The 22,708-nt window shown below is 47.4% G+C and carries 19 protein-coding genes; 11 read left to right on the top strand and 8 right to left on the bottom strand.

Annotated elements, in window-relative coordinates; translation table 11 throughout:
- Positions 1–61 precede the first annotated feature (61 nt).
- Complete coding sequence (locus tag WH46_RS01890) at positions 62–706, top strand: cyclodeaminase/cyclohydrolase family protein (protein WP_046225495.1); 645 nt, start codon at positions 62–64, stop codon at positions 704–706.
- Positions 707–827: 121 nt separating this feature from the next.
- Positions 828–1,880 (top strand): G5 and 3D domain-containing protein, encoded by a 1,053-nt coding sequence (locus tag WH46_RS23225; protein WP_052714078.1) that lies wholly within the window; start codon positions 828–830, stop codon positions 1,878–1,880.
- 248 nt (positions 1,881–2,128) lie between these two features.
- Here the strand turns inward: WH46_RS23225 and speD are convergent, their stop codons facing one another.
- The 6 genes from speD to WH46_RS01850 form a co-directional block, all read right to left on the bottom strand.
- On the bottom strand, positions 2,129–2,947 hold the full coding sequence (gene speD, locus WH46_RS01880; RefSeq protein WP_017811438.1) for an adenosylmethionine decarboxylase: 819 nt from the start codon (positions 2,945–2,947) through the stop codon (positions 2,129–2,131).
- A 540-nt stretch (positions 2,948–3,487) separates the two neighbouring features.
- A complete protein-coding gene (locus WH46_RS01870; protein WP_046225493.1) occupies positions 3,488–3,766 on the bottom strand; it encodes a SunI/YnzG family protein in 279 nt (92 codons plus the stop codon).
- Between the two features lie 146 nt (positions 3,767–3,912).
- Positions 3,913–5,256 (bottom strand): sensor histidine kinase, encoded by a 1,344-nt coding sequence (locus tag WH46_RS01865; protein ID WP_046225492.1) that lies wholly within the window; start codon positions 5,254–5,256, stop codon positions 3,913–3,915.
- Positions 5,253–6,014 (bottom strand): response regulator transcription factor, encoded by a 762-nt coding sequence (locus WH46_RS01860; RefSeq protein ID WP_046225491.1) that lies wholly within the window; start codon positions 6,012–6,014, stop codon positions 5,253–5,255. The genes WH46_RS01865 and WH46_RS01860 overlap by 4 nt, the downstream gene beginning before the upstream one ends.
- A 292-nt stretch (positions 6,015–6,306) precedes the next feature.
- A complete protein-coding gene (locus WH46_RS01855; protein ID WP_017811433.1) occupies positions 6,307–6,876 on the bottom strand; it encodes a hypothetical protein in 570 nt (189 codons plus the stop codon).
- Positions 6,877–7,066: 190 nt separating this feature from the next.
- On the bottom strand, positions 7,067–8,392 hold the full coding sequence (locus WH46_RS01850; protein WP_156172211.1) for an APC family permease: 1,326 nt from the start codon (positions 8,390–8,392) through the stop codon (positions 7,067–7,069).
- Positions 8,393–8,514: 122 nt separating this feature from the next.
- Between WH46_RS01850 and WH46_RS01845 the strand changes: the two genes are divergently transcribed.
- Complete coding sequence (locus WH46_RS01845) at positions 8,515–9,429, top strand: LysR family transcriptional regulator (protein ID WP_046225490.1); 915 nt, start codon at positions 8,515–8,517, stop codon at positions 9,427–9,429.
- Between the two features lie 103 nt (positions 9,430–9,532).
- Here WH46_RS01845 and WH46_RS01840 read toward each other — a convergent pair whose 3' ends face one another.
- Entirely contained in the window at positions 9,533–10,285 is a 753-nt protein-coding gene (locus tag WH46_RS01840) for an SDR family oxidoreductase (protein WP_046225489.1), read from the bottom strand.
- Between the two features lie 325 nt (positions 10,286–10,610).
- On the opposite strand from WH46_RS01840, the gene WH46_RS01835 reads away from it, so the two are divergent.
- The 5 genes from WH46_RS01835 to recQ all read left to right on the top strand — a co-directional run bounded on the left by WH46_RS01835 (position 10,611) and on the right by recQ (position 17,876).
- Positions 10,611–12,062: a family 43 glycosylhydrolase gene (locus WH46_RS01835; RefSeq protein ID WP_046225488.1), complete on the top strand. Its 1,452-nt coding sequence runs from the start codon at positions 10,611–10,613 to the stop codon at positions 12,060–12,062.
- A gap of 554 nt (positions 12,063–12,616) precedes the next feature.
- On the top strand, positions 12,617–13,012 hold the full coding sequence (locus WH46_RS01830; protein WP_046225487.1) for a DoxX family protein: 396 nt from the start codon (positions 12,617–12,619) through the stop codon (positions 13,010–13,012).
- Positions 13,013–13,252: 240 nt separating this feature from the next.
- Positions 13,253–14,254, top strand: coding sequence for a homocysteine S-methyltransferase (gene mmuM / locus WH46_RS01825; protein ID WP_046225486.1), 1,002 nt, complete (start codon positions 13,253–13,255; stop codon positions 14,252–14,254).
- Positions 14,255–14,297: 43 nt separating this feature from the next.
- Positions 14,298–15,707, top strand: coding sequence for an amino acid permease (locus WH46_RS01820; RefSeq protein ID WP_017811426.1), 1,410 nt, complete (start codon positions 14,298–14,300; stop codon positions 15,705–15,707).
- Between the two features lie 294 nt (positions 15,708–16,001).
- Positions 16,002–17,876, top strand: a complete 1,875-nt coding sequence (gene recQ, locus WH46_RS01815; protein WP_046225485.1) for a DNA helicase RecQ — start codon at positions 16,002–16,004, stop codon at positions 17,874–17,876.
- Positions 17,877–18,023: 147 nt separating this feature from the next.
- On the opposite strand, the gene WH46_RS01810 is transcribed toward recQ, so the two are convergent.
- Complete coding sequence (locus WH46_RS01810; protein WP_046225484.1) at positions 18,024–18,431, bottom strand: DoxX family protein; 408 nt, start codon at positions 18,429–18,431, stop codon at positions 18,024–18,026.
- Between the two features lie 246 nt (positions 18,432–18,677).
- Between WH46_RS01810 and WH46_RS01805 the strand changes: the two genes are divergently transcribed.
- The 3 genes from WH46_RS01805 to WH46_RS01795 all read left to right on the top strand — a co-directional run bounded on the left by WH46_RS01805 (position 18,678) and on the right by WH46_RS01795 (position 22,690).
- Positions 18,678–19,508: a hypothetical protein gene (locus tag WH46_RS01805; protein WP_046225483.1), complete on the top strand. Its 831-nt coding sequence runs from the start codon at positions 18,678–18,680 to the stop codon at positions 19,506–19,508.
- Positions 19,509–19,630: 122 nt separating this feature from the next.
- Complete coding sequence (locus tag WH46_RS01800; protein ID WP_046225482.1) at positions 19,631–20,386, top strand: thioesterase II family protein; 756 nt, start codon at positions 19,631–19,633, stop codon at positions 20,384–20,386.
- A 534-nt stretch (positions 20,387–20,920) separates the two neighbouring features.
- Positions 20,921–22,690: a B12-binding domain-containing radical SAM protein gene (locus WH46_RS01795; RefSeq protein ID WP_046225481.1), complete on the top strand. Its 1,770-nt coding sequence runs from the start codon at positions 20,921–20,923 to the stop codon at positions 22,688–22,690.
- The last annotated feature ends 18 nt before the right edge of the window (positions 22,691–22,708 follow it).

Here is a 22,708-nt window from a genome sequence, read left to right as displayed (position 1 = left end):
TCGGGGAAAACGGGTAAGTAACATACAGAAAGACCAGGCAGTGATTATGGGAGGGATCGGGATGAATACAGTATCATGGGATGAGCCTCTACGCAGAATTATGGAACAGCTTGCCAGATCGGAGCCTACCCCGGGAGGCGGCAGTGTATCCTCGATTGTCGCAGCACTTGGTGCAGCGATGACTTCGATGACAGCCAACTTTTCACAGGGAGAAGGATATGAACAGATTGAACAGCATGTCGCTCAGGCACTGCAGGATATGGAGTACATATCTTCTGCTTGCGAATGGTTGATGGCCAAGGATATCGAAGCGTTTGGCCAGTATATCGAAGCCCTGCGGATGCCGCATCGTACGCCTGAACAACAAGAGCAGCGCCAGGAGACTGTATATGATACGAAAATTCAGGCGATCGATACTCCTTTGCAGTTGATGGAGTGTTGTCTATACGGGCTGTATAGTGCAGCTCCGCTGATTGAAGTATGCAATCATACTGTGTTATCCGATATCGGAATTGGCATTATCCTGTTTGAAGCGGCTGCACGGGCCTCGATGCTGACGGTGCAGATTAATCTGGTTACCCTGCAAAATGCAGAGCAACGAGCAATTTATGAACAGCAATGTACCGAACTGATGGACAAGGTCAATGAACGACGGATGGCGCTTCTGGAACAAGTGCAATCCCGGATTCTGGCACGTGTTATCTAATCGGTTGGCAAATGATCTTTTTGCAGCTATACTATAGAAAATAAATGATTCGGAACTGGAAGCACCAGACTCCTCGCTATGGGGATTCTGGTGCTTTTTTGTTGTGGAAGGAGTTAGTATCATGCATTATCGTTACCCTCTGCTAAAGCCAATATTGCTGTGTACCGGTGCTCTATTTCTGATAGCGGTGATGGGGCTATATATTTATTTCGGTATGGGACAGCAGGAGAAGTCTCTGGAAATGTCTGTAGTCTCGGTACTTGCGGATGGGAATACTTACAGTATTCGTACCCATGGAGATACAGTCGGTGATGTCCTTCGTCAGCAGCATATCGAGCTGGCAGCGGATGATTTGCTGCAGCCGCAGGCAGATACACCGCTGCATAACCGGATGACGATCCGTATTACGAGAGTCGCACATCAGAAGACTGCTGCACTGCAATCTGTTCCTTATGAAACGGTATATTATCAGGATGCCAGTTTGGATCAAGGACAGCAGCAGATAATCCAGACAGGCCAAAATGGTACAATCCGAATCATCCGGTTGGCAGGTAGGAATGATGGAATGACCGTATCCGAGCGGATAATTGACCAGCAGATGATACAACCATACACTGCGCAGGTTATTGCTATAGGAACCAGATTACCTGCGAAGAACAAACCAATTATACCGATGCAGACAGATACTCCAGCGAATCCAGCGGATCAAGTGGATCAAGTAGATCAAGCGAATCCAGTGGAACAAGAGCGCAGCCGTTCGGATCGATCGGAATCTTCCGTATCGACAGCCCATCTGCAGGCTTTGTCAGGTGAAGGGAATTATCCAGTCAACCCGGTGAAATCGTATCGATACGAGCTGGCAGCTGAACTGACAGCATATACAGCCGGTGTAGAAAGTACAGGCAAGCAGCCGGGAGAAAGCGGATATGGTGTAACAGCTTCCGGAGCCATTGTGAAGGAAGGACAGACTGTATCGGTAGATCCAACAGTGATCCCTATGGGTTGGTGGATGTATATCGAGGGCGTAGGCTACCGTAAGGCAGAAGATACGGGCAGTGCTATCAAAGGAAGCAAAATAGACATTTATATGGACAAGCTGGATGCAGCGCGTTCATTTGGACGAAAATCAGGTATCAAGGTGTATGTGATTGGACCCTACAAGCCTGATGTATAAAATTCTATAAAGCTGCTGGATTAGCGAATAACAGGATAGTAACCAAAGCTTCTTTATAAAGTGGTTATCCTATTAGGAACACGTCAAAATGGACACCGCTTGAAGTTGGTGTCCATGAGGGGAAAGTAATGAAGTCTCTGTGTCCATCAGGAGCACAGAGACTTTGCACTGGAACAAGGTAGAGAAGAATTGTGCTTCACGATAATCTTCGTGATTTTGCACATCAGTCACTATAGGCTGATGCCTTCTTACTCATCCTTATCATCCATATTTTTGGCGTAATAGATCTCATCCATTTCGCGGGTCAATCGTTTGGTGATCTGTTCCTGTTCTTCTTGCGACAAAGATTCTTTGGTATAGCCAAACAGATAGTTATCCAGATCGAATTTTTTGAGTTTACATTTGGTATGGAAAATATTTTCCTGGTATACGTTCACATCAATCATGTGATACATATCCTGTACTTCATCCGGAATGAAATTCTGAATGGAGCTGATATCATGATCGATAAACAGCTTGTGACCTTCTATATCACGCGTAAAGCCGCGTACCCGGTAATCCATCGTCATAATATCCGTGTCAAAGGAATGGATCATAAAGTTCAATGCTTTGAGCGGGGAAATCTCACCACACGTCGATACATCAATATCCGCACGGAAAGTACTGATACCTTCATCCGGGTGATACTCAGGATACGTATGCACGGTAATATGGCTCTTGTCCAGATGCATCAGCACATGTTCCGGCAGTGGACCCGGAGATTCTTCAAATGAAGCATTCGGCGCTGTCTCGACCGGTCCTTCGGAGATCAGCATCGTTACGCTGGCACCCTGAGGTACATAATCCTGCTTGGCTACATTCAGTACGTGAGCTCCGATAATATCCGATACGTTGGTCAGAATTTTGCTCAGACGATCGGCATTGTACTGCTCGTCAATATATTCCAGATAAGCTTCCCGCTCCTCTTTGGTACGGGTATAGCAGATATCGTACATATTGAAGCTGAGTGATTTGGTCAGGTTATTAAAGTTGTGAAGTTGGATACGTTCTTGCTTGGTTAACCCCATATTTGGTTACCCCCTGTTGTCAATGAGTGTGGGTGTATGGATATCGTTGATGTCGTAGATGAGAGGTATGGATTGGATGTACAGCCATCAACTTAGCCAGTCAGCATAACTGAATATGCGCCCAGGTTGAAACACTGTTAATTTACCCAATCTACTCATTCAAAAACAGAAGTTGGTTCTGCCGCATCTTCCCGTGAAGATTCTGGAGCTTCGAGGGAGTCTGTTGATCGCATACGCACCCATGATAACAGATGACGTACAGGATATCCATAGCAGGTCAGTGATCTTCTATGTACTTGGCTTATGCTGCGGCAACGAAACAACAGGGCATATTCATACGCTTTTTATTCAGCATCATTTGCCCATAGCGGCAGAAGAATCTGATAAAATGGCGATTCAGCCCGTAGGCAGACAGGCGGCTGCGTCAGTTTCAAGCTGATCATAACCGTCTGTCTGCCGGACTGAAAAGAAATCATAAAACGGATTATAAAACAGATCGGGAATAATAATGAAATAGAAAGATCAGGCTGCATCTACTATTCAAATTGGTGTTCTCCAACTGCCGATACCGGATTGAGACTTATTCATGGCTGAAATCGACTTGTCATTTACGATAAGAAACGTATCCGGCGACGTCTGCACAATAACTCGTTCCCGGGTACCATAGGGACATTTGATCAATGCTGGATGTTCATCGGGAATAAAAACATCAGGATCAATAGCGACATGGACGGCCTCACCGAGAGGGATCTCAATCTTGGACTGCTGCCAACCAATGACCAACTGTTCTTCATCACGGGCAACTCGGATACCAGACATCGTAATTCCTCCTTTTCCATGTAATAGAGACACTGTATAAACATATAGAGACTATCTAATCAATGAATGACACCAAATGTCCCAGCAATGATCATACAGCCTCTATACCATTAGATTACCCAATCCTGCCGTGGTGTCAAGCAACTTTATACCGTAGAAGCGGGGTCTGTCCGATAATGGATCAGGGTGAAGCGAGCACCTCCCATTGGCGAAGTAGCGTATACCAATTCAGCATTCAGCCGGGAAGCAATCTGACTGCTGATCGCCAGCCCCAGACCGGTCACTCCGTTGGTCCCGGCATAATACCGCTGGAAAATATACTCCTGTTCTTCGGCTGCAATCCCTGACCCGTCATCATCTACATGAATCATCCAGTCTATCTGCTGCTGCTCCGGTTGTTCCAGAGAAAGCATGACATGCCCGGCAGTATGCCGGACCGCATTTTGCAGCAGATTCAACAGCACCTGAAATAACTGCTCTGCCGCGATATCAACAGTTAACGATTCTCCCTGTACCTGCAGCTCGATCTGCTGTTGCTGGGCGCCTGGCTGTAGCAAATATGCCGCTTCTTCAAGCATGCTGCGCAGATCAACCCGAGTAACCGGCCATTCTTCATCAACGCTCTCCAGTCGGGACAGCTGCAGCAATTTACTCACCATATCGATCAGGCGCTGGGACTGGGTAGAGATAATATGAAGTCCTTGCTCTGTCGGCAGTACCTGATCCTGTATAGCATACACATACCCCTGGATAGACATCAGCGGAGTCTTCAATTCATGGGATACATTCTGCAGAAATTCCAGTTGGTGCCGATGATGAAGCTGCAGCCGATCAGCCATCAGTTGAAAAGTGCTGATCAGTTCACCAATCTCGGTATGATCGGCCTGCAAAAAAGGCTCTTTGGTCATGCGATGGGGCTCATAGGTGCTTACCGCTTCCTTTAACCGGTTCAGCGGTTGTACCATACGCCACACTGCGAACAAACCGATCAGCAAAATAACAATAAAACTGGCGGCTATCGACAGCAGTGTGGTACGCAGGAGTGGAATATACAGCGCTCGCAGGGAAGAAAGAGGTGAATACAGAATCACCCGAAAAGGCTGATGAATCAGCCGGGCTTCACTGTACAGTACCTTGGTGTTATGGAGCTGCATAATGCCTTCCCGATTGGCCGAAAAACCATTCATTTGAGTACCCACTTCCTCGGCATTACTGGAAGCTACCACTTTATTCTGCGTATCCAGCACAAAATAATCGGCATAAAAGAGTGTATCTTTGATAAAAAAGCGGAAGCTGTCGCTATCCAGACTATCGATGTCATTGGTATTCAGCAAATGAACGGCTTTGATCGTCTGTTCATTGAGCTGATGCTTGACCTGATTCAGCAGCAAATCATCAATCAATCGGATAAATAACAGCACGGTAATCGCGACAGTCACCAGCATGCCTGCACACAGTGCCAGCAGCATTTTGCTGCGGATCGTTTTCATGATTCATGTACAGCTGCTTTGTAGCCGAATCCCCATACGGTATCGATTGTGAGCGTAGAATGATGCTGTACCAGCTTTTTGCGGATTCGTTTGACCAGATCATCGACAACACGCACTTCACCGAAAAAGTCATAGTTCCATACTTGCTGGATTAACTGTTCTCGGCTAAACGGACGCTGCAGATGATTGGCAAGAAACAGCAGCAGTTCAAATTCTCGTGCTGTCAGGGATAATTCATGTCCCTGTACCGTTACCTGCCGGAATTCTTCGGAAATCTGCAAATTGCCGGCATGAATAGAAGTAGAGGCCTGCTGAGGCGCAAATTGATCTGAACGACTGCCAGCGTCCACATGTTCCGAAGAAGAGAGAACGGCTGCTTCAGCAGCCAGTTTGCTGCTCTGAATGAGCCGTAGCATACTTTTGACCCGTGCAACCAGCTCCCGGGGGTTGAATGGCTTGCTTAGAAAGTCATTACAGCCCAGTTCAAGTCCATTCAGCCGATCGACTTCTTCTCCCCGTGCCGAGATCATAATAATAGGAATTTCGCTAAAAGTACGCAGTTCGGTCAACAGGGTAAGTCCATCGATGCCAGGCATCATAATGTCCAGAATCAGACAATCCGGCTGAAGGGCACGTACATGCTCCAGCAGTTCCCGGCCATGTGCGAACGAAGATACTTCATATTGTTCTTTTATTAAATAGCTGCTAATTAGCTGAAGGATGTAAGGATCATCATCCACAACAAATATACGGGTCATACCAAGCCCACCTTTACAAATAAATAAACCAATGATGCAGAGCCACTACTATGTAAATGTTAATGTAACAGATGAACAGAATACATTTCAAAGTTAGCAGATTTTTCCTGATTATAGACCGTATTTGATGCCAAAAAGACGGAAACTCTTCAAGAGAGCATTCCGTCTTTTTGCAGCGGGTTATTAGTTAACATACAGACATCCATTGAGAACCGATTATGAACATTGAGAATCAATCATGAATCATGGAGAGTAAGTGTGTGAGCGTGACGCAATTGGATTGCGATTGTTTTTATTTATGTGCTGCTGGTTGAGTAGTTGTTTTGTGTGCAGCTGCAGAACCGGTTGTTTTGGAAACAGGTGCTTTGTGGGTTACTGGTGCTGCTTTTTGTGTTTTGTGAGTCAGATGTGTAGCTTGTTTAGCTTTATGGGCTGCTGTTTTGTGAGTGGTGCGTGCTTTGTGAGCCGCTTGTTTAGCGTGATGAGCAGCCATTTTGTGAGTTGTTCTTGCTTTATGGGCAACATGTTTGGCTTTGTGGGCTGCTTTTTTGTGTACTCTTACTTTGTGAGCTGCCGATTTACCAGCTTTCGTTTTGTGTGTTTTAGTAGCATGAGTTGCTTTTTTCGCTGTGGAATGAGCAGCTTTTTTGGAAGATGGTGCTTTCTTGGTTACCGGTGCTTTGTGACTGGAAGTTTTAGAAGTTACCGGCGCTTTTACAGCTGCTGCTGGTTTTGCGGATTCTACTTTTTTGGCAGGTGTTGCTGGAGTAGCGACAGGGGTAGCGGCGAATACGCTGCTTGCTCCTCCCAGGACAGTTACGGCTGTTAACAATGCTGCTGCGTTTTTGGACCATTTTTTCATTACAGTCACCTCATTAGTAAGATATAAGCAATCGGTCATTTGAAGCGAAGGAGCAGGCGCTTGGATGAAGATACGATACTGTATCCGCGCCCGTCTGCCTCACTTCAAATGGCTGGCTGCTGATTTAAGTTCATCTTACCAGTGGATTATGTGAGAACCGTGGGAAAGATGTGTGAAAAGTATATGAAAATCAATCGCATGACGGAACAGCTATTGAGCGCCTGCGCATAATCAGCAGAAAAGCTGCAGCGATCATGCAAGGATACAGAATCGCCCAGCCGGAAAAAGGAAAAATCACAGCTGTTGAGATAAACGATATCCAGCTGATAATTACGCCCAAGCGATATCCACGTAGTAGCCGTATACCTGCTGCACAGCCTGCCAGATAAGTGAGAATGAATGCAGCATTGGGCAGCTGGATCAGCACGGATAACGATAGAATATGAGTACTGTACAGCAGCAGTATGATAACAAAGCATACAGCCAGGAAAAGCAGCCCGCCTGCAGGTGTCTGATACCGACTGGACAATCTGCTCATCCACCGCGGAGCATAACCTTGCCGTGACATGGCATATGCTACCCGAGAAGCAGCTCCTACATACGCGATAATAGTAGCTGTACAGATAAATAACCCGGTTACACCTGCCAGTACGGCGCCCCATGAACCGAGTGTCTGGCTGATCATCCATACCAGGGATGTGTCCGATCCTCCATGCAGATAGCTCTGTGTACCGACAGCTGCCAGAGCCGTCAGAAAGTACAGAATGCCTACCACGATAGCCGCAATTGTAATCCCCCGGACTGCCGCCTGCCGGGGATCACGGAATTCTTCCGACATATGGGACACAGCTTCCCAGCCGATAAAGCACCAGAACAGCATCGCTGCCGCTTGACCGACAGGCAGCCAGCCATGCGGCAGGAATGGAGTAAAATGTACCGGCTGCATATGCGGCATCGCCGCCGCAATAGCAAAAACAAGTACAGCTATAATAGAAAGGACAACAGCAATCTGAAGACGTCCTGCCAGCTGCATACCGATCCAGTTGGTTACTAGTCCGACAGCAAGGATCAGTGCAGCCAGTCCAATCCGTACCGTATCGCTCCAGCCCATCGCGGCTGTCATATAGCCAGCTCCTGTCAGTGCAGCAACTGGCGCACCAATCGGCACCGACATCAGGAAAAACCACCCTGCCAGTGCCCCGGCCCGTGGGCCAAAAGCCAGCGTGACAAAATGCGAGACACCGCCTGCGTTAGGGAAACGAGCAGATAGAAGTCCCATTGACAAAGCCATAGGTAAAATCAGCAGTGTCATAAATCCCCAGGCGAGTAGTGAAGCAGGGCCAGCCATCTCGGCAGCCAGCCCCGGAGCAATCAGTATACCGGAACCGAGTACTGCACCAATATAAAGTGCCACTGCCTGAGACAGACCAATAGTAGGACGAAGCTGATGCTTGGGTTCTACGGTATGTTGGGCAGAAGATGAATGAGGCAATGTATGATTAGGTAGAGATGACATATAAGTTCCTGCTTTCCTTGTTATTTTCTACAGAGTAGCAGATAATAGTTCCATCGAAAAAACAGAATATTTGAATGATATCCATCGGTATAATCGATAGATGATAAAAAAGGAGCGGAAATATGGAGTCCAGGCACTTATTTACTTTTCTGACGGTGGTAGAGACCGGGAGCTTTACACGTGCAGCACAGAAGCTTGATTATGCTCAATCCAGCATTACTGCACAGATTCAGACCTTAGAGCAGGAATTAAATACGCCTTTATTTGACCGGATCAACAAAAAGATCCTGCTGACGGATGCAGGACGAAGACTGCTGCCCTATGCCCAGGACATTGCACGGATGCATGATATGGCAAAGGAGATTGTCCGTTCTTCGGATGAACCAGGCGGAACACTGAATATTGGTGCACCGGAGTCGCTAGCTGCTTCACGACTACCAGGCATTATTCGCGAATTCCGTAATCGTTATCCGAATGTACGCATGATTCTCAGACCGGGTAATTGCCTGGAGCTCAAGGAGATGGTGCGCCGGGGGGAATTGGATATTGTATTTACCCTGCTGCCCGAAGAACAACAACAGGATCTGCATATGGAGATGCTGGTAGAAGAGCGAATGACCCTGATCGCGCCTGTGGAGCATCCGCTTGTTCAGAAGCAGACCGTGCAGCCGGAAGATCTGCGGCAGGAGACGATTCTGCATACGGAGACAGGCTGCCTGTATCGTGCGCTGTTCGAGCAGCATCTGAATCGGCATGGCATATTTACAGATCCGAGTCTGGAATTCTGGAGTATTGAAGCGATCAAGCAGTGTGTAATGGCAGGTCTGGGATTGAGTTTTTTGCCGCTGATGACTGTCCGCAGTGAACTCGAGGAGGGCAAGCTGGCTGCACTCGCCTGGAATGACGAGAATCAGCGTGTCTGTACACAAATGGTCTACCATCTCAAAAAGTGGCAGTCGCCATCCTTTACAGCTTTTGTGGAATTGGCACGTGCCCATGCTATCGGGTGGCGCGAAGAACTTACTGCTATCAGATAAGAAGCATAGGCGGATGAAAAACAGCATATACACTGAAAAGAAAAGGCATTTAAAAAGCTGCTATCTCGTAGATAGCAGCTTGTAGTCGATACAGGTTAGTGGATTAACGGGCAAATCCGCCTTCCGAATGTATAATCTGTCCGGTAATCCACTGCGCTTCCTCACTGGCCAGAAAAGCAATAATCTGTGCTGCATCGTCCGGTGTGCCGATACGACCCATCGGAAATTGCGGCAACAGAAAGCTTCGGATATCGTCAGTCATCCATGTCGAGTCAGTGGGACCCGGGTTCACAGCATTGACAGTAATATGCAGTGGCGCAAGCTCACGTGACAAAGATCGGGTAAAAGCCGAAATAGCGCCTTTGGTTGCTGCATAGGCCAACTCCCCAGGCATCGGAGCCAGATCCTGACCGGACGTCATATTGATAATTCTGCCCCATGTTAGATCGGACTGCTCCAGACCGCGGGCAAACTCTGTACAGAGCAGGAATGTGGAGCGCATATTCACGGCATAATGATCATCCAGTGTCTGCGCGTTCAGGGTCATGTAATTATCATTGGTTGAATACGCTGCATTATTGATCAGAACAGTAGGAATTCCCAGTGTGCGCCGTATCTCCTCATAGACTTGGCCTGCTGCATCAGTAGCGGATAGATCGATGCAGTAGGAGCTGCAGCGTACGCCTATTTCGGTGATCTCCTGTTCCAATGTAGGCGGCCAGCCTTCGTCTGCCTGCCAGTAGGTAAAAAAGATATCCATTCCTTGCGTAGCCAGTTTACGGCAGATCGCTGTGCCCATATCTCTCGGGCTGCTTGCTCCTGTCACGAGGGCGATCGGTCTATTGGTTTCATGCATTATATAGTCCTCCTTTATTTAAAAGCACGATCCAAAGCCATGATGGATAAACATCATTTCCATATGTATCCTAAAATTCATATTAAATCCTAATGAGGTAGAAAACAAATCATGTGTTTCATCCCTTAATCTATAACCAAATTTGCTGTGACTCCAGAGAATTCTGGGTTGTATATCCATGATTTGACCATATATAATCGCTCATCTTCCATTATATTAGTCAGCATTTCCTTATTTTATTATTGTAAGCGTTTACAAAAATTCTTAGAATAAGCATGTAATCTGCTACATGCTATCTATTCGATACACATAGGAGGATGAATGTATGGAGAAGATCACCCGATTCTCGTATAAGCTGCTGTTGACGGGTCTGGGTCTGCTGCTGGTATTGACCGGCTGGGGAACTGGAAGTTCACATGCCGAGGCGGCCAGTTCTACCATTACCAATGGAACCGATTGGAAAGATACCTCGGGCAACCCCATCCAAGCCAACAGCGGCAATATTCTCAAAGTCGGTTCTACATATTACTGGTACGGAGAGCATGCAGTCAGCGGCAAGTTCGACAAAGTAAATGTGTATACGTCGACTGATCTCAAAAACTGGACGTTCGGTCACAGTATTCTGACGAAAAGTTCTGCTGCCGAGCTGGCTTCCAGCAAAATCGAGCGTCCCAAGGTTATTTACAACAAAGCCACCGGCAAATACGTAATGTGGGCGCATTATGAGAATGGAAGCGATTATTCGCTTGCACGTGTTGCCGTAGCGACCAGCGATACACCGGATGGAGACTTTACTTATATGGGCAGTTTTCGTCCGCTGGATTATGAATCCCGGGATATGACAGTATTCGTCGACACGGACAATCAGGCGTATCTGATTACGGCTTCCCGTCAGAACAATGGGGGTGCCAACAACTCGATGGCGATATTCAAGCTGAACAGTGAGTACACCGCCGTAAGTTCCTTTGTAGGCTGGGTATTTGAAGGAGCATACCGGGAAGCTCCTGCTGTAGTAAAAAAAGGTAGCACCTACTATCTGTTCACTTCCCAGGCATCTGGCTGGTATCCGAATCAGGGCAGTTATGCGACCGCTTCGTCAATGACAGGCAGCTGGTCAGCACTGTCGCCATTCGGTGATCCGTCTGCCTATGCGACACAGATTCACTCTATCGCGACGATCTCCGGCAGCACAGGCACCAGCTATATCTATATGGGAGACCGGTGGAATCCGCTGAATCTGAGTGATCACAAGTTTATTTGGCTGCCTCTGACGCTCAATGACAGTGCCCGAACCGCTTCACTGAATTGGTACAGCAGCTGGAATATAGATTCAGCAACGGGTCAGGTGACGCTACCGGCATTGACCAATCATGCGCTGGGCAAACCGGCAACCGCTGTCTCGGCAGCAGGATCGTCTCCTGCCTCCAATGCCAATGATGGGAATGCCCAATCTTCCTGGGCAGCCAGTTCAGCATCATGGTCTGCCTGGTGGCAGGTAGATCTGGGCGCATCCAAAAAAATCAGCGAGGTCAATATCTCCTGGTTTATGTATAAAGGGTCGGAAGCTTACTACAAATACAAAATCGAATACAGCAATGATGGTGTTAATTATACGACTATTGATCGTACCAGCAACACGACTTATGGCTTTACATCGGATGCAGTATCGTTCACAGCTCGTTATGTACGCATCAATATGGTGAATGCCGTACTGCATAATAATCCGAACAACTGGTATACACCAACCCTGCATGAAGTGAGGTTGATGGGGAATTAATACGTAATCCCTGCGCAAAGTAGCACGGTTTAATAAAGAATCGATTAAGAGCAGCTGCAAACGGATACAACATACAGGCATATACAGTAGAAGATTTTGATCAAAACCCGATCAGCAAAATGATTGAACCATTTCCTATCTTACAAGTACAGAAATTATAAACATCCAAAACAGCCAGTAGAGTCACACCAGCAGACTAAAGGTATGCCAAAGCGGTGTGATTTCTCTGGTTGTTTTTCGTGTTAACCGTTATAGAAGAACAGCTAATAGAACGATTGTAAAAATTAATTTTGAAAAAAGCTTGCCATTCAGTAGAAGAGGAGTTATATTATATATATCTTAAAGTTAAGATTTATTAAATAAAGATTATGAAGGAGTCAGTAATAATGACGGTTCACCATTTCCTGTAGATTGATTTCTTTAATAAATGAGCCAGGTATATCGTAAGTACATCAGCAGCACTGGAAGTACAACAGAAGAATAAATTTTTTTAAATAAATATCTTAATTTAAAGACAATTGAAAAAACAATTTAAACAAATGGAGGAAAAGAAAATGTTGAGTATGGGATTATTGTTAATACGTGTAGTGATCGGGGTTATCTTTGCAGCACATGGTGCACAGAAATTATTTGGCTGGTTTGGCGGATTCGGTCCAAAAGGAACCGGTGGTTGGATGGAATCGCTCGGAATCAAGCCTGGTGTTGCAGCAGCTGTAGCAGCCGGATTGGTCGAACTGCTAGGCGGGCTGGCTTTTGCCGCCGGATTATTTACTCCAATCGCTGCCGTACTGCTTTCACTGACTATGATAATGGCGATCGTCAAAGTACACGCACCAAACGGCTTCTGGAACACGGCAGGCGGATATGAATTTAACCTGATTCTGATCGTAGTATTGATCGGTGTGGCTCTGACTGGTGCAGGCAGCTATTCCCTGGATGCTTTGCTCTGATTGCTATAAGCAAGACAATTATTACGCATATTCTTATAAAATATACAAAAGGCAGCCAGCGATGATGCGGGCTGCCTTTTGTATATTTTGGTTTACAAATCAGCTGGAATCATCTAAAATACGTTCACAATAAGCAGATAGCTGACAGCATTTTCTGCTGATTACAGAACAGAGATCCGATCGCTCTGTGAAGAAGGACTTTTTGACAGTAATAACTTTATTGCATGAAAGGGGTAAAGCATGAATTCAATTCAATCCATATTGGAACAATACGGAGTTATGATCCTGGACGGAGCCATGGCTACCGAACTGGAACGCAGCGGAGCAGACCTTAATGACAGTTTGTGGTCAGCACGACTGCTGAAGGAGGATCCGGAAGCGATTCGGCAGGTACATTATCGGTATTTTGAAGCAGGAGCCGACTGTGCGATAACAGCCAGTTACCAAGCGACCATACCAGGCTTTGTGCAGCGTGGCTGGAGTGAGCAGGAGGCCAAGGAACTGATTCGCCGATCTGTACAGATAGCGATTGAAGCAAGGGATACTTTCTGGACGGATTATACAAACTCCGAAAATAATAACTTTGCCGCGCAGAAATTCCCGAATCAATTGGATAACGAATCTGCTCGGGCTACGTCACGTCCACGTCCGCTTGTAGCAGCATCTGTCGGTCCTTATGGGGCTTACCTGGCGGATGGTTCGGAATATCGCGGTGATTACAAGCTGAATGAACAACAGCTGGTGGAGTTCCATGCACCGCGTATTCGTGAGCTGATCGAAGCAGGAGCAGATATACTGGCCTGCGAGACGATCCCCTGTCTGATAGAGGCAAAAGCTATCGTGACCGTGCTGCAGCAGTTCCCGGGTGTTCAGGCCTGGTTCAGTTTCAGTGGCAAAGACAATGAGCATATCAGCAGTGGAGAGCGTGCAGCCGACTGTACAGCATGGCTGGATTCATATGAGCAGGTGGCTGCGATAGGTATCAACTGTACGGCTCTGGAGTATATTCCTGCTCTGATCAGCACAATGCATGCGCAGACGACCAAGCCGATTCTGGTCTATCCAAACTCCAGCGAACAGTATGATCCGGCAACGAAAACCTGGCATGGATCTTCATGTACACAGGATTACGGACAGCAGGCACAGGATTGGTATGCGCGCGGAGCACGATTGATCGGCGGATGCTGTCGTACGACACCTGCAGATATTGCCAGTGTTCGCCAAGTATTACGGACAAAGTGATGCAGTAAATGGAAAAGATGGATGAGTGAAAGGTAGGAATATCATGTCAGCACAACAGGAACCGCTCCACCCGGAAGCCGAATCCGGGCAATTTCAACGTAAAATGAAGAGCCGTCATCTGGTTATGCTTTCTCTTGGAGGGGTGATCGGCACCGGTCTTTTTCTCAGCTCAGGCTATACCATTAATCAGGCAGGACCGCTGGGTACGATCCTGGCTTATCTGGTAGGAGCGGTAATTGTCTACCTCGTCATGCTCTGTCTGGGTGAGCTGTCTGTGCATATGCCGGTAACGGGAGCTTTTCACGCTTATGCAGCCAAGTTTATCGGCCCGGGAACCGGCTATATGATCGCCTGGATGTACTGGCTGACCTGGGCAGTTGCCCTGGGATCGGAATTTACGGCAGCCGGACTGCTGATGCAGCGCTGGTTCCCCGATACATCGGTCTGGATGTGGAGCGCGATTTTTGCCATACTGGTCTTTTTGTTAAATGCCTTCTCGGTACGTTCTTTTGCCGAAGCGGAATTCTGGTTTTCCGGTATCAAGGTTGCGGTTATTTTGCTGTTTATCATCCTTGGGGGAGCAGCTGTCTTTGGACTACTGCCAATGAATGATACAGCATCCGCACCGCTGCTCAGTAATTTTACGAGTGATGGTGGATGGTTTCCAAATGGTGTTTTCCCGATCTTTATGGCAATGCTTTCTGTGAACTTTGCTTTTTCCGGTACAGAACTGATCGGTATTGCTGCCGGAGAGAGTGTCGAGCCGGAGAAGACGATCCCGCGTGCAATCAAGGCAACCGTCGGTCGCCTGATTATCTTTTTTGTCGGAACGATTTTTGTGCTGTCGGCGCTGATTCCATGGCGGCAGGCAGGTGTGATCGAGAGCCCGTTTGTCGTTGTATTTGACCGGATCGGGATCCCTTATGCCGCAGATTTGATGAACTTTGTGATTATTACGGCGCTATTGTCTGCTGCCAATTCGGGGCTATATGCGTGTTCGCGGATGCTCTGGTCGCTCTCTTCCGAGCGTCTGCTGCCGCCGCTGTTTGCCAGATTGACCCGTGCCGGTATTCCGCTGAATGCAATGATCGTCAGTATGCTTGGCGGCGGATTGGCGCTTCTGTCGAGTGTGCTGGCGCCGGATACCGTATATATTTTCCTCGTCTCGGTATCGGGGTTTGCCGTTGTCGTAGTCTGGATGGGAATCACGGCATCACAGTTTATGTTCCGCAGGCAGTATATTCGCGAAGGCAATGATATCCGTGATCTCAAATACCGGACACCGCTGTATCCGCTAGTGCCAATTGCCGCTTTTGTACTTTGTCTGGCTTCTTGTATCGGTATTGCTTTTGATCCGAATCAAAGTCTGGCCTTTTACTGCGGCATTGCCTTTATGGTGCTGTGTTATGTGGTGTATTATATTCAGAGTAAAATCGGCAGATCGTCCCATTAGTCAACTTTCTGCTGTTATAAGTTGTTGAAAAAATCGTGTATATCATGGGAAAAGAATCCTAAATAAGCTATAATGAAATACAGGAAGCAGACCAGGCAGGCTACGTATCCTTACGGGTCTGCTTTTTGCCGTCTGCCACATACAGCATACATTCACAGACGTACTCTGATAAAATAAAGATAGAGTATAATCTTGAGAAATTCTGTCTGCTGTCAATTGCTAATGGGCAAACCATACGATAAGCCAATACTATATGATATAAAGTTACATTTTATTTAGATAGGAGTTTTGTACATGAGCGTGCAGGCGCCTGCCATGCAGCAGGCACAGGAGCTGTTGCAGAAGTATTTTGGATATGAGGATTTTCGGGAAGGGCAGCGCAAGATTGTATCGAGTCTGTTAGAGAGGCACGATACACTGGGCATTATGCCGACTGGTGGCGGTAAGTCGATCTGTTATCAGATTCCGGCACTTGTTCATGAAGGTGTGACTCTGGTCATTTCACCGCTGATTTCCCTGATGAAGGATCAGGTAGATGCATTGACGGCGGCGGGAGTACCTGCTGCATATATCAACAGTACCCTGTCCGGCAAAGAAGTGAATGATCGCATTCGTGCCGCCCGGCGCGGTGATCTGAAGCTGCTGTATGTAGCCCCCGAGCGTTTGGAGCTGGACTGGTTCCGCGACGAGATGAATGGAATGCAGATTACCTGTATTGCGGTTGATGAAGCACACTGTGTCTCCCAGTGGGGACACGATTTCCGGACAAGCTATCTGGAGATTGCACCATTTGTAGAGCAGATGCCAGAGCGTCCAATGGTCGCTGCTTTTACTGCTACGGCGACACCGGAAGTCCGCAGCGATATTTTGCGGTTGCTGCGCCTGGATCAGCCGGAAGTATTTATTACCGGACTGGGTCGTGACAATCTATCTATGTCGGTACTTCGTGGTACCCAGCGCAAGGAGTTTGTGATCGATTATGCCCGTTCCCACGAGAATGAATCGGGTATTGTATATGCCGCTACACGCAAGGATGTGGATGATCTATATAGCCGTCTGCTCAGCAGCGGCGTGAGTGCTGGTCGTTATCATGCAGGGATGAGTGATGATGAGCGCGATCAGAGCCAGGAAGCTTTCCTGTATGACGATGTACGTGTTATTGTAGCGACCAATGCGTTTGGTATGGGGATCGATAAATCCAACGTACGCTATGTTATTCATTATAATATGCCCAAAAATATGGAAGCCTACATTCAGGAGGCTGGTCGCGCCGGTCGTGACGGTGATCCGAGTGAATGTATTCTGCTGTTCAGTCCGCAGGATATCATGACCCAGAAGTTCCTGCTGGAACAGAATATGAATGAAGGCGACCGCAAGCATAACGATTACCGCAAAATGCAGCAGATGATTGACTACTGCTATACAACCAAATGTCTGCGCAATGCGATGCTGGATTATTTTGGTGAAGAGCATTCCGGAGAGCCCTGCGGACAATGCAGTTCCTGCCGGGATAATCGGGAGCTGGTGGATACAACCATTGAAGCGCAAAAAATCTTTTCCTGTATCTACCGCCTGCGTGAACGGTTTGGCGTATCGGTCGTTGCCCAGGTTCTCAAAGGCTCACGCAACAAAAAGATCGTACAATACAAATTCGATGAACTGCCTACCCACGGTCTGCTGTCGCATCTGACGGAAAAGGAAATCTCCGAGCGGATCAACGTGCTGGCTGCGGAAGGCTATCTGCTGCTCACCGAGGGACAGTATCCGGTCGTGAAGCTGCAGCCGCTGGCAGGCGAAGTACTAAAAGGCCAGCATAAAGTCATGCAGAGAGCACCACTGCCAGCTGCTGCGGCAGCAGGACGCGTATCCTCTTCGCGCAGTCGTTCCGGCAGCCGCGGCGAAGAACTGTCTGCGGTGAATGAGACGATCTTCGAACAGCTGCGTCTGATCCGTCGTGAACTGGCTTCACTCGAAGGGGTGCCTTCATACATTATTTTCAATGATGCGACACTGCGCGAGATGAGTGTAGTAGAGCCGCAAAGTGAAGGCGAGATGTTGACGATCAAAGGGGTCGGCGAAGTGAAATACCGGAAATACGGCGAGCCTTTCCTGGCATTTTTCCAGAAAAAAACGATGGAAGAAGAAAGTATATATGGAGATGAACTGTAAACGATATATGCAGCATGCTGCCATTGTTCTATCGGATATCATCGAATAAGCATCAAAAAGCGCGGTACCCTGACAGGTATCGCGCTTTTTGATTTTATAATGAATTACGGTTTATGAGATATATGACATGCTCTATATATTCTAGTATTAGCGGCGGCTCGATCTGCGACCAAATAGCAGATGATCCAGTGACCAAAGGGTCCGATCGGCTACGGCCAGATAAAGAGCAATGACAATATAAGCCAGATCCAGCTCATATCCGGCCATCTGACCATTACCGAGCAGTCCGAGAGACAGCTTGGCTGTAAAAATAGCACCAAGTAAAATCACGATCAGTACAATAGATACATAACGGGTCAACAAGCCTACGATTAACAGAATCCCGCCTACCAATTCGATCGGTGCAACAAGATAAGCCATAAATCCGGGAATGCCGATACTCTGGAAATATCCAGCTACACCGTCCAGTCCCATTTGAAATTTACTGATACCATGGGCCAAAAATAGAATACCCAGTACTACTCTCATAATAGTGGTAACAACTGAAATCTTCATAACAAAAACCCCCTTTTAAATTAATGATAAATAACTAACTAAAAGTAATTTATAATATTTTTATCAGCAGGTCAACAAAAATATTTAGGGATTAGAAAGGATCTTGAAGAATATCGGAGAGAACGTCGCCACGATAACGAACGCAGTGTATACTGGACAGAGCTGGAAGTTTAGCCCATACCAAGATGCAATTTACCAATTATGTGGTAGGATACAAAATAATAAAAGAAGTGAAGGAAGGTAGATATGCCTTTATTTCAGAAATATATCGGTATTGATTATTCAGGAGCAGAGCGTCCTGATTCGCGTATTCGTGGACTGGCGGTAGCAGGAGCGAGTGGGGACGGAAGTTGTCATTTGCTGATTTGTCCACAGTATAAGTCTGACCGGAATCTGTCTATTCCTGATAGCAAATCCCATCTGTGGTCCAGGCGGAATATCTATATATGGCTGCGTGATCAGCTGCTGACCAGCAGTGAACGGATGATTGTCGGACTGGATTACGGACTATCTTATCCACTCACTGCACTGGATCGGCTGCAATTGACCGATTGGGATTCTTTTCTGAGTTGGAGCCGTCGCACCTGGAAAACAACCCGCCTCACGATGAAGGACAGCAAGCAGCAGGTCGATTACCTTAACTCGACAGAAAAAAGACTGGTTGAACGGGAATTCGTTCCCAGTACCAAAAGTGTGATGGATCTGGACCGGGTCTCCGGCATGCAGGGTGCTGTCTCTTACTCTACCCATACCGGACTCCCCTGGATTGGCAGGCTGCGCAGATACCAGCAGCACTATGGAATGAAGGTACATTTCTGGCCGTACGATGGGGTGAATATTCCTGATGATCATCATGTGATTGTCGAAGGTTATCCGTCATTATACCGAAGACGAATGCAGCAGGAGGATTGGAGCGATACGATGAGTGAGCATGAGCGGGATGCCTGTTATATTGCTCGCTGGATGCAGGAACGCGATCAGGCCGATACACTGCTTGCCTACCTGGCTCTACCTACACTGAGCGCTGATGAACACCGAATGATCCGTCGTGAGGGCTGGGTACTGGGCTGTCTATAGCTACTTCTGTCAGATATACACTTAATCAGTAACCCTATTTCCATATAGATACGATCTATGCACCATCAATCTCCGGCATTGATGCCGGCACACCATTTCACTGGAGAGAGGAAGGATATTCTATGCTACACAATAGTCTGAATTCTCGCAAAATCCGTTTGTTTGCTTTTGCCTATGCAGGTGGCAGCAGCAATATATTTAACAGCTGGAAAAAACAGCTGCATCCCGATATCGAGCTGATACCCGTTGAACTTCCCGGACATGGAAGCCGGATGAGCGAGCCTCTGCTGGAACGGATGGAGCAGGTGATTGAGAGCGCATGGCAGGATATGCAGGCTCATCTCCAGGATGACCGTGAATTTGCTTTTATCGGTCATAGTATGGGCAGTATGCTGGCTTTTGAAATGATACATAAAGTGCATCGTGAGACGGGACGCTATCCGATCTGCAGCTTCTTTGCCGGCCGGGTACCGCCGCATATTAGCCGCGATCATCAGTGGGGAGCCCTGCCAGACGACCAGTTCATGGAAAAGGTCCGTACACTCGGCGGTCTGCCGGATGCTGTGTTGGAGCATGAAGAATTGCTGCAGCTCTTCCTCCCAATCCTGCGCGCCGATTTCCGATTGGTTGAAGATTATCGATATGACGGTCAATATCCGTCGCTACCGCTGCCGATCTTCGTCATGACCGGAGAGCAGGACAATAGGACGAATGAGGATATCCAGGGATGGAGCAGCTATTCTGCTGTCTCCTGCCGCTATTTTACTTATCCCGATGGACACTTCTTCATCAATACCTGTGTGGATCAGGTTATCCGGGACGTCAACAATACCTTTACTGAAATGATCAACAGCCGGAGTACTCTACACCGATCATAAGCCGTTACAGACAGAAAGATGTGCAGATCTCAAAGCGAATACTGCCGTATTGTTGTACAGCCACTGTTATTGTATTGCAATTATTGCATCGTTTTTAGTGCCCAGCTTTAACGACTGTTAGCATGACATCTTTTTGCGATAGACATTTCTTTGAATATATAGGGGTTGCTATTTACAGGTTGTACTTATAAATGTTTACCAAGACCGCGAGCACAACGTATCCAGCACGCAGCTATCTCAATATACCTACCCTGTATTCATTTCGTGAGTTGCTTCAGCACCATGCATCTCCACGGAGCGGAGAAAAGAGAATTCTGCCAACGTCCGACATTTAAAAATGGAAGTCGACTGCTGCAGGCAGTCATTCAGGATTTTCATTCTTAACCGGAGGAAGTTGCAGAATCTCTTTTCGCAGCGGTAGCCCATTCAACACACCCAGCAGCACTTGAATACATGAAGCCTAGTGTCTGACCCACCTACCAATGCTTGACACCCGAGCCACTTCAGTATGAACATCCCGAAGGGAGCGATTTTATGAAAGTCGTACTGTCCACCCTGAATGCCAAGTACATTCATACCTCTCTGGCGATACGCTGTCTCAAAGCTTATAGCGAAAAGGAATTTGATATCGAGCTTGCCGAGTATACGATCAAAGATCCCGTGATGAATATCGTCTCCGATCTGTATCAGCGTCGCCCGGATGTGATCGGATTCTCCTGTTATATCTGGAATATTGAAGAGACGATCAAAGTGATCGATGTACTGCGGAAAGTGCTGCCGCAAGTAAAAATCATTCTTGGCGGACCGGAAGTATCCTATGATACCGAGCACTGGATGAACCGGCTGTCCAATGTGGATTTTATTGTGATTGGCGAAGGGGAAGAGACGTTCCATCAGCTGCTGCAGGAGATTGAAGGGGCTGGTAAATATCATTTCATCTACGGAGTTGCCTATCGCAAGGGAGAAGAAGTAATCGTGATGCCCGGTCGTCCCAAACAGGATCTGAATGAGCTGCCAAGTCCACATCGTTTTGCTGAGGATATTCCGAGTCTGGGCAAGCGGGTCGTTTATTTTGAGACCAGCCGCGGCTGTCCGTTCAGCTGCCAGTTCTGCTTGTCGAGTATAGAAGTAGGCGTGCGGTATTTCGATATTGAACGAACCAAAAGCGATATTTTGTATCTGATCGAGAACGGAGCCAAGCTGATCAAATTTGTGGATCGTACGTTTAATATCAAGCGGGATTATGCACTGGAGATGTTCCGGTTTCTAATCGAGAATCATAATGGATGTACATTCCAGTTTGAGATTACAGCGGATATTATGCGGCCGGAAGTGCTGGATTATCTGGCTGAGCATGCTCCACCGGGAGTATTCCGTTTTGAGATCGGTGTACAATCGACCAACGATCCGACTAATGAACTGGTCAAGCGCCGGCAGAATTTCACGAAATTGAGCCGTACTGTAACCAAGATCAGAGAATCCGGCAAAATCGATCAGCATCTCGATCTAATCGCCGGTCTGCCGATGGAGGACTATAATACGTTTCGCAGAACATTCAACGATGTATTCGCGCTTGGACCGGAAGAGCTGCAGCTGGGTTTCCTCAAAATGCTGCGCGGCACAGGGCTGCGGATCGACGCGGACAAATACGAGTATACGTATATGGATCAGGCACCCTATGAGATTCTGAGCAGTCATATGCTGTCGTTTGACGATATTGTACGTCTCAAGCGGCTGGAAGATGTACTGGAAAAGTACTGGAACGCCCATCGTATGGATTATACCCTGCATTATCTGATGAAAGACGAATTCAACTCGCCGTTCGACTTCTTCCAGGAGTTCGGTAACTACTGGGAAGCACAGGGCTGGCAAAAGATCGGCCACCAGCTGGAAGATTTGTTTGTCCGGCTGCAATCTTTCCTGGAAGATCGGGACACCGGACGAATGGATGTTATTCTGGGATTGATGAAGCTGGATTATTTCCTCAATCACAAATACAAGCCTCGTAAAATCTGGTGGGAGCCAACGGTAGATAAGTCTCGTCTGAACCAGCATATCCAGCGCGTTATCCGGAAGCCGGAGGCTATTTCGGCAGAATTTGCACAGCTGGGCCTGGATGACAAAGATATGCATAAGCACATGGTAATGGAAGAACTGCCTTTCCGCCTCGATCAGCTGTTGGCTGGTGTGCCGATTAGTGGTGCCCAGGGAAGAAGCCTATTGATGGTAGCTTATCAGCAGAATGAGCAGCAGAAGCCGTTGTTTTTTGTAGCGGCACTGACGTCCGAGAGTGCAGTGATGTAATTTATCCGCATAACAGAT

The sequence above is a fragment of the Paenibacillus dauci genome, assembly GCF_000971985.1.
Taxonomy (GTDB): Bacteria; Bacillota; Bacilli; order Paenibacillales; family Paenibacillaceae; genus Saccharibacillus; species Saccharibacillus dauci.
Note: the sequence above shows the minus strand (reverse complement) of the source record. Positions and strands in the feature narration are given on the sequence as shown.

Excerpts from the sequence above, each read along its gene's own strand:
- WH46_RS01890 (WP_046225495.1), top strand. The coding sequence starts at position 62 with ATGAATACAGTATCATGGGATGAGCCTCTACGCAGAATTATGGAACAG.
- WH46_RS23225 (WP_052714078.1), top strand. The coding sequence starts at position 828 with ATGCATTATCGTTACCCTCTGCTAAAGCCAATATTGCTGTGTACCGGT.
- speD (WP_017811438.1), bottom strand. The coding sequence starts at position 2,947 with ATGGGGTTAACCAAGCAAGAACGTATCCAACTTCACAACTTTAATAAC.
- WH46_RS01870 (WP_046225493.1), bottom strand. The coding sequence starts at position 3,766 with ATGTCTGGTATCCGAGTTGCCCGTGATGAAGAACAGTTGGTCATTGGT.
- WH46_RS01865 (WP_046225492.1), bottom strand. The coding sequence starts at position 5,256 with ATGAAAACGATCCGCAGCAAAATGCTGCTGGCACTGTGTGCAGGCATG.
- WH46_RS01860 (WP_046225491.1), bottom strand. The coding sequence starts at position 6,014 with ATGACCCGTATATTTGTTGTGGATGATGATCCTTACATCCTTCAGCTA.
- WH46_RS01855 (WP_017811433.1), bottom strand. The coding sequence starts at position 6,876 with ATGAAAAAATGGTCCAAAAACGCAGCAGCATTGTTAACAGCCGTAACT.
- WH46_RS01850 (WP_156172211.1), bottom strand. The coding sequence starts at position 8,392 with ATGTCATCTCTACCTAATCATACATTGCCTCATTCATCTTCTGCCCAA.
- WH46_RS01845 (WP_046225490.1), top strand. The coding sequence starts at position 8,515 with ATGGAGTCCAGGCACTTATTTACTTTTCTGACGGTGGTAGAGACCGGG.
- WH46_RS01840 (WP_046225489.1), bottom strand. The coding sequence starts at position 10,285 with ATGCATGAAACCAATAGACCGATCGCCCTCGTGACAGGAGCAAGCAGC.
- WH46_RS01835 (WP_046225488.1), top strand. The coding sequence starts at position 10,611 with ATGGAGAAGATCACCCGATTCTCGTATAAGCTGCTGTTGACGGGTCTG.
- WH46_RS01830 (WP_046225487.1), top strand. The coding sequence starts at position 12,617 with ATGTTGAGTATGGGATTATTGTTAATACGTGTAGTGATCGGGGTTATC.
- mmuM (WP_046225486.1), top strand. The coding sequence starts at position 13,253 with ATGAATTCAATTCAATCCATATTGGAACAATACGGAGTTATGATCCTG.
- WH46_RS01820 (WP_017811426.1), top strand. The coding sequence starts at position 14,298 with ATGTCAGCACAACAGGAACCGCTCCACCCGGAAGCCGAATCCGGGCAA.
- recQ (WP_046225485.1), top strand. The coding sequence starts at position 16,002 with ATGAGCGTGCAGGCGCCTGCCATGCAGCAGGCACAGGAGCTGTTGCAG.
- WH46_RS01810 (WP_046225484.1), bottom strand. The coding sequence starts at position 18,431 with ATGAAGATTTCAGTTGTTACCACTATTATGAGAGTAGTACTGGGTATT.
- WH46_RS01805 (WP_046225483.1), top strand. The coding sequence starts at position 18,678 with ATGCCTTTATTTCAGAAATATATCGGTATTGATTATTCAGGAGCAGAG.
- WH46_RS01800 (WP_046225482.1), top strand. The coding sequence starts at position 19,631 with ATGCTACACAATAGTCTGAATTCTCGCAAAATCCGTTTGTTTGCTTTT.
- WH46_RS01795 (WP_046225481.1), top strand. The coding sequence starts at position 20,921 with ATGAAAGTCGTACTGTCCACCCTGAATGCCAAGTACATTCATACCTCT.